We start from the raw sequence: 10,680 nt of genomic DNA, 5'->3' as shown, positions 1-10,680 counted from the left end.
CCCAAGCAAACGCCGCTGGCCGGCACCCCGAACACGGGGTGCCGGCCAGCGGCGTCTTCACACCGGGGCGCTCTCGGCGCGTAGGCGGGAGGAACCCGTCCCCACCGACCAGCCGGCCACCCACCGGCTGCCGCTGGTGCTGCTGGTCCGGTCGGCCAGGTGGTACCAGTCCATCCGGCACCGCTGCGGCGTCACGTCGAGCACGCCGTACCCGTGCCCGTCCAGCTCGGCCCAGCGCACGTGCGGGTTGGTCGAGCGGATCAGCCCGGCGCCGAGCTGGCTCAGCGCGTTGCCGGCCGGCAGCTTGAGGAAGTCGTTGACGTTGTCGCTGGTCACCGACGGGACGACGAACTCCGCCGCGGCCGGCTCGAACAGCGTGGACCGGGTGGTCACCTCGTTGGCCCACGAGGTGTGGATGTCCCCGGTCAGGAAGACCACGTCCCGGGTGCCGGTGCTCCTGAGGTGGTCGACCAGCTCGTTGCGGTCGGCGTTGTAGCCGTCCCACTGGTCGACGTTGAGCACCCCACCGTTCTCCGGGATGCCGAGCAGCTTCCCGAGCGGGCCGAGCAGCCAGGACGGCAGCGCGCCGACGTCCAGGCGGGCGATCATCACGGGGTTGCCGACCAGCTTCCACCGGGCGGTGGAGCCGGACAGCCCCGCCTTGAGCCAGGCCATCTGCGCGTCGCCGGTGATCGTCCGGCCGGGGTCGTCGACGGCGCTGCCGGACGCCTGCGCCGACCGGTACGAGCGGAGGTCCAGCATGGACAGCTCGGCGAGCCGGCCGAAGCGGAACCGCCGGTAGATGGCCCCGTCCGCGCCGATCCGCACCGGCATCCACTCCAGGTACGCCTGCCGGGCGGCGGCGAGCCGGTCGGCGAACGGGCCTTCGGTGCCCGGGGTGTGGTTCTCCGCGCCGCCGGACCACTCGTCGTTGGCCACCTCGTGGTCGTCCCAGGTGATCACCCACGGTACGGCGGCGTGCAGCGCCTGCAGGTCCGGGTCGGTCTTGTAGAGCGCGTGCCGGATCCGGTAGTCGGCCAGGGTGAGCACCTCGTGCGCCGGCTGGGTCGGCCGGACCACCCGGCCGGCGGCGGCGAACTCGCCGGTGCCGTACTCGTAGACGTAGTCGCCGAGGTGGACGACGAGGTTGAGGTCGCCCCGGTCGGCCAGCCGCCGGTACGCGGCGAAGTAGCCGGCCTCCCAGTTCGCGCAGGACACCACGCCCAGCCGGAGCCGGTCGACGGCCGCGTCGGCGGGCGGGGCGGTCATCGTCCGGCCGGTCGGCGACCAGGCGCCGGCGTGGCCGAAGCGGTACCAGTAGGTGGTGGCGGGGGCCAGGCCGGACACGGCGACCTTCACCGTGTGGTCCCGGGCCGGTCCGGTGGTGAGCGTGCCGGCGGCGACCGGCGCCTGGAAGTCCGGGTCGGTGGCGACCTGCCAGCTCACCTCCGCGTCGGGGCCGGCGCCGGAGCCGGGCAGGGCGTCGGGCGTCGGGGTGACCCGGGTCCAGAGCAGGATCCCGTCCGGCAGCGGGTCGCCGGAGGCGACGCCGTGCCGGAACGCGGCGGTGGCCGCGCCGGCGGGGGAGGGCCCGGCGAGGGTGGCGCCGGCCAGTACGGCGGTGCCGGCGGATGCCCCGGCGAGGCGGAGGAGGGTACGACGGTCGAGGGTGTTCGTCATGACCCATGTATCTACCGCCGTCTACGTGTCCGACGCACCCCTCAGGACGGTGAATTCGCAAGCTGTTCTGCGCCGGTTCTCAATTCGAGGTGTGCCGGCCACCGCTGGAACGGCGCCACGGCAGGGCCGGCGCAGGCCACGCGCGCGGACCAGCCGCCCCGTTCACGCGTCAGGAGGGGGAGTCGGGGTGGCGGTGCCCGGCGGCGACGTCGACCAGCGCCGCCACCAGGGCCAGCGCGATGATCCCGACGGCCAGCAGGAGCGAGTGCCGGTAGGCGACGGAGAAGTCGCCTCCGCTGCCGGCCAGCGAGGAGAAGAACAGCGCACCGACCCCGGCGATGCCGGCCGCCGACCCGATCCGCTGCCCGGTCTGCAGCATGCCGGCGCCGCTGCCGGCCTTCGGCACCGGCACCTCGGAGAGGGTCAGCGTCTGGTTCGGCGCGATGACCAGTCCGCTGCCCAGGCCGGCGAGCAGGAACGGCACGGCGGTCAGCAGCGGCACCAGGTGGTGCGGCGAGTTCCGGAGCACCCACACGGTGGCCAGCAGGCCGAGCACCACCACCAGCAGGCCGACGGCGACCAGCGGCCGGCCGTAGCGGGTGACGACCCGGCCGCCCACCGCCGAGGCGGCCGCCGAGCCGAGCGCGAACGGGGTGATGGCCAGGCCGGCGACGAGCGCGCTGTAGCCGAGCCCGACCTGCATGTAGAGCGTGAAGATGAAGAAGATGGCGGTGAACCCGGCGAAGTAGACCAGGCCGATCAGCGAACCCAGGGTGTAGGAGCGGAGCCGGAACAGCCGCAGGTCGAACAGGGGCGGCCGGTGCCGCGCGTACCACCGCTCCCAGAACGCGAAGCCCGCCAGGAAGAGCAGGCCGACGGGGATGAGCACCCACTTGCCGGCGCCGCGCCACTGGTCCCGCTGCACCAGCGGCAGCAGCACCAGGGTCACCCCGAGGCCGAGCAGCAGCACCCCGACCGGGTCGAGCCGGTGCCGGTCCGGCTGGCCGGCCGGGCGGGCCGGGATCAGCCGCCAGCCGAGCACCACGGCGAGGATGCCGACCGGGATGTTCACGAAGAAGACCCAGCGCCAGCCGTGCTCCTCCCCGCCGAGTTCGATGAGCAGCCCGCCGAGCAGCGGGCCGACGGCGGTGGAGATGCCGATGGTGGCGCCGAGCAGGCCGAATGCCCGGCCCCGCTCGGCGCCCCGGAACAACTGCTGGATCATGCCGCTCACCTGGGGGTTGACCACTCCGGCGGCGGCGCCCTGCACGAGCCGTGCGGCGATCAGCCATTCCGGCGAGCGGGCCAGGCCGGCCAGCGCGCTGGTCACCGTGAACAGCGCCACCCCGACCACGAACGCCGTACGCCGGCCGCGCGCGTCACCGAAGCGCCCGGCCGGTACCAGCACCAGGCCGAAGGTCAGCGCGTACCCGGACAGCACCCACTGCAGGTCACTGGGCGTGGCGTGGACCGCCCGGTCGATCGACGGCACGGCGACGTTGACGATGCTGACGTCCAGCAGGGTCATGAACGCCGCGACCAGGCCGACGCTGAGCGCTTTCCAGCGGCGCCGGTCGTCCGGTCCGGTGTCGTCCACCGGCGTCGACGACCGGTCCGTGCTCATCGTGCCCCCCGCAGACCGCCGATCACGCATCCCCGATCGCTACCCGGCCCCCGGTGGGGCAAACGACGATGTCACGTCAGCTGACGCGCGCACCACCGCGGTCCGAAGTCCAGCCCGGACATCGGGGAGTCCTCCCGGTGCAGCAGCCCCCGCTCGGTGAGCAGGTGCAGCGGCTCGCGGAGCTCCTCCTCGGTCATGCCGGTCTCCTGGGCGATCAGGTCCGGATAGGGGACGTGCCCCCGCACCTCCAGCGCGGACACCGCCTGGTACACCCGTTCCTCGACCGCAGACAGCTGTACCTGCTGCATCGCTTCCCTCCTCGGCGTGGACCGCCCGACCGGCGGGCGGCCTGCGCCCGGCGGTTACCCGGGCGGGGTCCGATGATGCCCACCCGATCGGGGGTCCTGCGCGGGCGCGTGCCCGGCGGGCCGACCGCGCGGTGCCCTAGGCTGCACCAGTGATCATCTGGGACCTCGTCGTCGTCGGTGGCGGTCCGGCCGGCCTCTCCGCCGCGCACGCGGCGGCCCGGGCCGGCGTCCGCACCCTGGTGGTCGAGCGGGCCACCCATCCCCGGTACAAGACCTGCGGCGGCGGGCTGATCGGCACCTCGCTCGCCGAGGTCACCGACCGGATCGAGGTGCCCGCGCACGACCGGGTCGACCGGGTCACCTTCACCCGCGACGGGCGACGCGCCTTCACCCGCCGGCACTCCGCGCCGCTGGTGGCCATGGTGCGCCGGGAGGAGTTCGACGACCGGCTCCGCGCCGCCGCGGTCGCCGCCGGGGCCGAGGTCCGCGAGGGCGTCGCCGTCCGCGCCGTCGAGCAGGACCCCGACGAGGTACGCCTGCGGCTGGCCGGCGGCGACACGGTACGCGCCCGCGCGGTGGTCGGCGCCGACGGCTCCTCGGGTGTGACGGCCCGGCACGTCGGCGTGACCTGGCGACAGGTCGACCTGGGGCTGGAGCTGGAGTTGCCGGTCCCGCCCGCCGAGCAGGAGCGCTGGCGCGGGCGGGTGCTCCTCGACTGGGGCCCGGTCCCCGGCTCGTACGCCTGGGTCTTCCCGAAGGGCGACCGGCTCACGGTCGGCGTCATCGCCGCCCGCGGCGAGGGCGAGCGGACCCGCGCCTACCTGCGCGACTTCGTGGCCCGGCTGGGGCTGTCCGGGGTGACCCCGGAGCACGACTCGGGGCACCTGACCCGGTGCCGGGCGGAGGACTCGCCGCTGCGCCGTGGCCGGGTGCTGGTCGCCGGCGACGCGGCGGGCCTGCTGGAGCCGTGGAGCCGGGAGGGCATCAGCTTCGCCCTGCGGTCGGGCCGGCTGGCCGGCGAGACGGTGGCCGGCGGCGACCTCGACGCCTACGACCGGGAGGTCCGGCGCCGGCTGGTGCCGGAGATGCGGGCCGGGCACCGGCTGCTGGAGGTCTTCGCGCGCCGGCCGGACGTGTTCCACGCGCTGCTGGCCACCCCGCCCGGCTGGCGGATGTTCGCCCGGTTCTGCCAGGGGCAGGCCAGCTTCGAGCGGACCCTGGCCCGCCGCCCGGTGCGGGCCGGTCTGGCCCTGCTGGATCGGCTGCCGCCATGGCGTCCGCGCCCGGCGGAGCCGTCCGCCGGGCGATAGTCACGGCACGATGACCGCACGGCCGTGGATCTCCCCGCGGCGCAGCAGCTCGTACGCCTCCGGCGCCTCGGCCAGCGGGAAGGTCTGCACGTCGGCCTGCAACTGCCCCGTCCGGGCCAGGGCGATCACCTCCTGGAGCTCCGCGCGGGTGCCCCAGAACGGCACCTCGACCGCGACCTCGAACGGCAGGGTCGGCGGCTCGTCGGCGACCGGCCGGACCGGCAGGGTGCCGCCGGCCAGGCCCGCCAGCAGCACCTGGCCGCCGGTGGCGACCACCTGCCGGGCGGTGGTGACGGTGGCGTCGGCGCCGACGAAGTCGAGCACCACGTCCGCGCCGTCGGGCGGCGGGCCCACCAGCGCGCGGATCCGGTCCACGCTGTCCGGCCCGGCCTGCACCACGTCGTGCGCACCCATCCGGCTGGCCAGGTCCAGGGCCGCCACGCTGGTGTCCACCGCGATGATCCGCACCGCCGTGGTGGCGAGCAGGATCTGCACCGCCATGTGGCCCAGCCCGCCGATTCCGATGACTACGCAGGAGGTGCCCGGGCGCAGCCGGTCCCGGGCCAGCTCGACGGCGTGGTACGGGGTCAGCCCGGCGTCGGTGAGCGGGGCCGCCTGGCTCAGGTCCAGGTCCCCGACGGGCAGCAGCCGGGAGGCGGGCACCGCCACGTGCTCGGCCAGCCCGCCGTCCCGGCTGAGCCCGACACCGCCGACCGGCACCACCCGGCACTGGTTCTCGGCGCCGCGCAGGCAGGCCCGGCAGCGACCGCAACCGATGATCCCGTAGACGGCCGCCCGGTCGCCGGTGGCCCAGCCGGTGACCCCGGAGCCGAGCTGGTCGACGGTGCCGGCGATCTCGTGCCCGAGGGTCATCGGGGTCGGGTAGAGCCCGGCCGGGGCGTCGAGGATGTGCAGGTCGGAGTGGCAGGCGCCGACCGCGCCGACGCGCAGCAGCACCTCGCCCGGCCCGGCGGTCGGGATGGGCACCTCCACCTGCTCCAGCACCCCGGGGGCGGTCATCCGTACCGCGCGCATGGTCGTCCTCCACCTCGTCGCCGGACGGGTCGGCAGCGGCTTACCCGGACCGGGTCGGTTGATGCGGTGGATGGCGGGGCGGGCGCACAATGCGGTCATGAGCGAACCGCGTGAGTCGTTCACCGACGAGGAGTACGCCTTCCTGCGGCACGTCCGCTTCGGCGAGCTGCCGCCCGCGGTGCGTCCCGAGGAGCGGGTGGAGTCGACCGAGAGCGAGACCGAGCCGCGCCGGGACCGGCCCGACCCCTCCGGCGGGCAGCACGAGTGGGACCTGCGGGCCGGCGGCTAACCGGCCCCGGGACGGCGACGGGCCCCGGGTGCGCACCCGGGGCCCGTCGCGGTGGTGCGGATCAGAAGACCGGCACGCCGTCGCGGACCAGCTTCCAGTTCTGCACGGCGAAGTCGGCCGGCCGAATCTCGCCCTTGGCCTGCGCCCAGTCGATCAGCAGCTGGCGGATCTCCTGCTGCTGGTTGTAGACCTGGGTCTTCACGATGCCCGGGAAGTTGCCGCCACCGCTGCGCCGGTAGTTGTTGACCGCCATGACGAACTGCGCGTCCGCGGCGACCGGGGTGTCGGTGCCCGGCAGCACCAGGCGGGTGATCCGCTGACCGACCGGCTTGGCGATGTCGATGTCGTAGTCGAGCCCGGAGATGACGTCGTAGTTGTAGTCCGGCACGTTCGGGTCGTTGATGTTCGCCAGGTCGATGGTGTCCCCGGCCGCCCAGGTCTTGAAGTACTTGGCCGAGTACTCCAGGTACGCCTTCACCTCGGCGCCGGTCATGACGACCGCCTCGAGGGTGTTGTCGAAGAGGTACAGCCCGGCGACGTCGCGGATCCGCACGTCACCGGCCGGGAAGACGGCGGTCCGGCTGAACGGCGACGCCTGCGACAGCACCGGCAGGCTCGCGTACGCGGAGCCGGCCAGGGCCTGGGTGACCACCTCGGCCTGGACGTGGTTGATGAAGTCCAGGATCGGGGTGTCCTTGTACCGCGACTCGACGGTGGAGAGCTCCTCCTGGGACTGCGCCACGACGGTGTTCACGTAGTCGACCGTCGTGGCGTGCTGGCCGCGCACGGCCGCGAGCACCGCCGGGTCCTCCACCACGGTGTTGGTGTTGAGCGTGGTGGCGGACTTGGCGACCACCTGCCACCGGCCCTTGACCTTGGTGACGGTGAAGTCCATCCGGGTAAGCCGCTGGCCCCACTTCGACGGCTCCGAGGTGAGCACCTGCGCGCCGGTGGCCAGGTTGGTGACGAACTTCTGCGGCACCTCGTTGTGGGCGTGGCCGAAGAGGATGGCGTCGATGCCGGGCACCTGCTCGGCGATCAGCGCGACCGGGTTCTCGTTCGGCAGCTCGGGGCCGTAGCTGGAGGTGCCGCTGTCGCCGCCGTGGGCGGAGATGATGACCAGGTCGGCGCCGCGCTCCCGCATCACCGGCACCCACTTGGCGGCCGTGGCCACCATGTCGGCGAAGACCAGCCGGCCCTCGACGTTGGCCTTGTCCCAGATGGCCACGCCCGGGTTGGTCAGGCCGAGGATGCCGACCTTCAGGGTGGGGGAGTCGTACCCGCCGAGCGCGACCTCCTTGATCACGTACGGCAGGAAGGCGGGCTTGCCGGTCTTCTCGTTGATCGCGTTCGCGGCCAGGGCCGGGAAGCCGAGCTGCCCGATCCAGGTGGCGAGCAGCGGCAGGCCGTAGTTGAACTCGTGGTTGCCCAGCGTGACGGCGTCGTACTTCAGCACGTTCATGGCGTTGGCCATCGGGTGCGTCTCACCGGTCTCGGTGATCGGCTTCTGCTTGGCGTAGTAGGTGGCCAGCGGGGTGCCCTGGATGGTGTCGCCGGCGTCCAGCACCAGGGTCGCCTTGCCCTTGCGCTCCGCGCGGATCTGGTTGACCAGGGTGGCCAGCTTCGCGACGCCGACGTCGTTGTGCTTGCTGTCGTCGAACTCGGCGTCCTTGTAGTAGTCCCAGTTGTAGACGTTGCCGTGGGTGTCCGAGGTGCCGAGGACGGTGAGGTCCCAGGTCTTCGGCGTGGTCGGCTTGGCCTCGGCGGGAGCACCGGCGATCAGGGGGGCGGTCGCGGCGGCGGCGGCGACGGCCAGCACCTGGCGGCGCGAGGCGCCGGAGGAGGAGGTCATGAGGTGCCTTTCCATGGGGGTGGACGCGCCTCGTGGGCGCCGCAGCGCACCATAACCACCGATTGTCACGGATGCCACATCGCCCCGAGGTATCTCACACCTCCAGCGCCGGGGGACCTCAGGCCGTAACACCGCCCTCGTTTCCGCACCCGGTCCGGGGGTAGGGCGGGGGGAGGAACGACGGCGAGGGAGACCCGGTGAGCGAGGACCAGTACACCCAGCAGGACCCCACCCGCCAGTACGGCCAGCAGCAGGGCCAGCCCGCCCAGCAGCAGTCGGCGCCCGGCACCGAGCGGGAGATGGGCCCGAAGCCGGACCACGGCGAGGAGTCGTACCGCGGGAGCGACCGGCTCTCCGGGAAACGGGCGCTGATCACCGGCGGTGACTCCGGGATCGGCCGGGCCGTCGCCATCGCGTACGCCCGGGAGGGCGCCGACGTGCTGATCTCCTACCTCGGCGACGAGGAGGAGGCGGACGCCCGCGACACCGTACGCCTGATCGAGCAGGCCGGCCGCAAGGGCGTCGCCGTGCGGTGCGACGTGCGGGAGGAGGGGAACTGCCGCGACCTGGTCGAGCGGACGCTGTCCGACCTCGGCGGCATCGACATCCTGGTCAACAACGCGGCCTTCCAGATGTCGCAGGACAAGGGCATCCTCGACATCACCACCGAGCAGTTCGACCGGGTCTTCAAGACCAACGTGTACGCCATGTTCTGGCTCTGCAAGCTGGCCGTGCCGCACCTGCCGGAGGGCTCGGCGATCATCAACAGCTCGTCGATCCAGGCGTTCAACCCCTCGCCGCAGCTGCTCGACTACGCCACCACCAAGGCGGCCATCGCCAACTTCACCAAGGCTCTCGCGCTGAACCTGGCCGACCAGGGCATCCGGGTCAACGCCGTGGCGCCCGGCCCGGTCTGGACCCCGCTGATCCCGGCCACCATGCCCGAGGAGAAGGTGAAGCAGTTCGGCACCGACACCCCGATGGGCCGCCCGGCCCAGCCCGCCGAGCTGGCCCCCGCGTACGTCTTCTTCGCCTCGCAGGAGTCCAGCTACGTGACGGGGGAGATCCTCGGGGTGACCGGCGGCAAGCTCACCAAGTGACCCGGCCGCCTGGCCGCGCCGGTGGTCAGCGCGGCCAGGCGGCCATCCGGCGGCGGACCTCGGCGATCTGGCCGGGATCCAGGCCGTAGCGGGCGAACCGGCGGTCCGGCACCCGGTCCAGGTAGCGGCCTGCCGCCCGGACATCCTCGGCGTCGAGCGCCGGGTCCACCTGCCGGGCCAGCTCCAGCAGCTCCGACACCGCGTACCGGTCCAGCGCGGCCGAGACGTCGATGTAGTCGCGGACCTCCCGGCGGTTGACCAGCGCGGCGGTCTTGTTGGCGATGAGGTCCCGGACGTCCATAACCGGGCCGAAATCCATCACCACAGGGCTGCGGTACCGGTCGAGCCGGGCCAGGCTGAGCCGGATCTGCCGGCCGTCCCGGCTCACCACGAAGTCCCGCAGGTCCCGGTCGTAGCCGTCGAAGAGCTCACCCAGCTCGCTGTCCGGGTCGGCGTCGGCCACCTGGTATCCGGCCCGTTCCAGGGCGGCACGCACCCCGGCCGCGGCCGCCGCCGCCGCGCCCTCCACGTCCGCGAAGAGGTCCACGTCCTCGGTCGGGCGGGTGACCAGGCCGTGCGCCGCCCAGGCCACCCCGCCCCCGAGCACGAACCGGTGCGGGCCGGCGGCCGCGAGGGCCACCCGGGCCACCTCCCGGTAGAAGTCGTGCAGGTGGGTCACGCGGTGCGCAGGCCCCGGTGCCGGCTCTCCCACGCCAGGCGTACGCCCCGGGGCAGGTTCAACAGCGGCCACACCCGGCGCAGCGTGCCCCCGTCGATCAGCTCGCGCAGGTCCTCGACGCGGGTGGTCTCGCGCAGCACGTTCTCGTACATCCAGAGCAGGTCGTCGGGGTCGGCCAGGTCGAAGGCGCGCTCGCTGCTCCACATCAGGCGCACCGGCAGCTCGACGATGCCCCGGGTGGGCCCGGCGAGCTCGCCGAGGGTGCGCGCCACCACGGCGGGTCGCCCGGGCCGGGCGAGGTACGCGGTGCTGGTGGCCGACATGGTGTCAGGGTAACCCCTGTCCCGGGTTTTCCCATCGCCCTGACCGCGCGCCCACCGCCAGAACAGGCGAGCTGGCGGCCCAGGCGCGCTCATCCGTCGCCGGTCGAGCGCCCCGTGTCGTCTCCCCGCCGCGAATCTTGGACAGTTGTCGTTGACCACGAACGGAAACCGTCCACGATCCGGGTTGCCGCACCCACGGCACCTGAGCGGGTTGCCCGGGCTTCGCCCCGGCGGCGGGCGTCGATGAAACGCGGGTGTGGCCTCGAACCAAGAAGCTAGCCTCCTAGGACGCGCTAGGCGGTGTGCGCGCTCGCATGATCCAGCGGGGCGGACAGGCCGGGAGAAAAGCAGGAGGCGGTGGGCGGCGGCTGCTACCCACGCCACGATCACCGCCAGCGCCGGCCACCACCGGCCGTTCGGTTCAGCGGCGACACGCCGTCACTCGTCGGCGCGCGAGTGGAACACCACGTGTGTCTCCGG

The 10,680-nt window shown here is 73.4% G+C and carries 10 protein-coding genes; 3 read left to right on the top strand and 7 right to left on the bottom strand.

The annotated features are described in order from the left end of the window. Positions 1-57: 57 nt before the first annotated feature. The 3 genes from ACW0Q9_RS25075 to ACW0Q9_RS25065 form a co-directional block, all read right to left on the bottom strand. Positions 58-1,680 carry an alkaline phosphatase D family protein gene (locus tag ACW0Q9_RS25075; RefSeq protein ID WP_456185319.1) on the bottom strand — a complete coding sequence of 541 codons (1,623 nt, stop codon included), beginning with the start codon at positions 1,678-1,680 and terminating at the stop codon, positions 58-60. Between the two features lie 169 nt (positions 1,681-1,849). Continuing rightward, positions 1,850-3,304 carry an MFS transporter gene (locus tag ACW0Q9_RS25070; protein WP_456185318.1) on the bottom strand — a complete coding sequence of 485 codons (1,455 nt, stop codon included), beginning with the start codon at positions 3,302-3,304 and terminating at the stop codon, positions 1,850-1,852. Between the two features lie 71 nt (positions 3,305-3,375). Beyond that, entirely contained in the window at positions 3,376-3,612 is a 237-nt protein-coding gene (locus ACW0Q9_RS25065) for a hypothetical protein (protein ID WP_456185316.1), read from the bottom strand. Between the two features lie 149 nt (positions 3,613-3,761). Here ACW0Q9_RS25065 and ACW0Q9_RS25060 point away from each other — a divergent pair, with 149 nt between their 5' ends. Then, positions 3,762-4,922, top strand: a complete 1,161-nt coding sequence (locus ACW0Q9_RS25060; RefSeq protein ID WP_456185314.1) for a geranylgeranyl reductase family protein — start codon at positions 3,762-3,764, stop codon at positions 4,920-4,922. On the opposite strand, the gene ACW0Q9_RS25055 is transcribed toward ACW0Q9_RS25060, so the two are convergent. Then, positions 4,923-5,957, bottom strand: coding sequence for an NAD(P)-dependent alcohol dehydrogenase (locus tag ACW0Q9_RS25055; RefSeq protein ID WP_456185312.1), 1,035 nt, complete (start codon positions 5,955-5,957; stop codon positions 4,923-4,925). A gap of 97 nt (positions 5,958-6,054) precedes the next feature. Here ACW0Q9_RS25055 and ACW0Q9_RS25050 point away from each other — a divergent pair, with 97 nt between their 5' ends. Continuing rightward, entirely contained in the window at positions 6,055-6,246 is a 192-nt protein-coding gene (locus ACW0Q9_RS25050) for a hypothetical protein (protein WP_456185310.1), read from the top strand. Positions 6,247-6,307: 61 nt separating this feature from the next. Here the strand turns inward: ACW0Q9_RS25050 and ACW0Q9_RS25045 are convergent, their stop codons facing one another. Then, entirely contained in the window at positions 6,308-8,098 is a 1,791-nt protein-coding gene (locus tag ACW0Q9_RS25045; protein WP_456185308.1) for a bifunctional metallophosphatase/5'-nucleotidase, read from the bottom strand. 197 nt (positions 8,099-8,295) lie between these two features. On the opposite strand from ACW0Q9_RS25045, the gene ACW0Q9_RS25040 reads away from it, so the two are divergent. After that, entirely contained in the window at positions 8,296-9,198 is a 903-nt protein-coding gene (locus ACW0Q9_RS25040) for an SDR family oxidoreductase (RefSeq protein WP_456185306.1), read from the top strand. 25 nt (positions 9,199-9,223) lie between these two features. On the opposite strand, the gene ACW0Q9_RS25035 is transcribed toward ACW0Q9_RS25040, so the two are convergent. Together ACW0Q9_RS25035 and ACW0Q9_RS25030 are read right to left on the bottom strand one after the other, a co-directional pair. Further along, on the bottom strand, positions 9,224-9,877 hold the full coding sequence (locus ACW0Q9_RS25035; RefSeq protein WP_456185304.1) for a nucleotidyl transferase AbiEii/AbiGii toxin family protein: 654 nt from the start codon (positions 9,875-9,877) through the stop codon (positions 9,224-9,226). Next, a complete protein-coding gene (locus tag ACW0Q9_RS25030; protein ID WP_456185302.1) occupies positions 9,874-10,200 on the bottom strand; it encodes a hypothetical protein in 327 nt (108 codons plus the stop codon). Before ACW0Q9_RS25030 ends, ACW0Q9_RS25035 begins: the two co-directional genes overlap by 4 nt. Between the last annotated feature and the right edge of the window lie 480 nt (positions 10,201-10,680).

This window comes from Micromonospora sp. I033 (assembly GCF_053890995.1).
The sequence above is the reverse complement of the archived record's forward strand: the minus strand, read 5'-3'. Positions and strand labels throughout refer to the sequence as shown.

What these genes read in the sequence shown, in the direction of transcription:
- ACW0Q9_RS25050 (WP_456185310.1), top strand. Translation starts at nt 6,055, where the DNA reads ATGAGCGAACCGCGTGAGTCGTTCACCGACGAGGAGTACGCCTTCCTG.
- ACW0Q9_RS25055 (WP_456185312.1), bottom strand. Translation starts at nt 5,957, where the DNA reads ATGCGCGCGGTACGGATGACCGCCCCCGGGGTGCTGGAGCAGGTGGAG.
- ACW0Q9_RS25030 (WP_456185302.1), bottom strand. Translation starts at nt 10,200, where the DNA reads ATGTCGGCCACCAGCACCGCGTACCTCGCCCGGCCCGGGCGACCCGCC.
- ACW0Q9_RS25075 (WP_456185319.1), bottom strand. Translation starts at nt 1,680, where the DNA reads ATGACGAACACCCTCGACCGTCGTACCCTCCTCCGCCTCGCCGGGGCA.
- ACW0Q9_RS25045 (WP_456185308.1), bottom strand. Translation starts at nt 8,098, where the DNA reads ATGACCTCCTCCTCCGGCGCCTCGCGCCGCCAGGTGCTGGCCGTCGCC.
- ACW0Q9_RS25070 (WP_456185318.1), bottom strand. Translation starts at nt 3,304, where the DNA reads ATGAGCACGGACCGGTCGTCGACGCCGGTGGACGACACCGGACCGGAC.
- ACW0Q9_RS25065 (WP_456185316.1), bottom strand. Translation starts at nt 3,612, where the DNA reads ATGCAGCAGGTACAGCTGTCTGCGGTCGAGGAACGGGTGTACCAGGCG.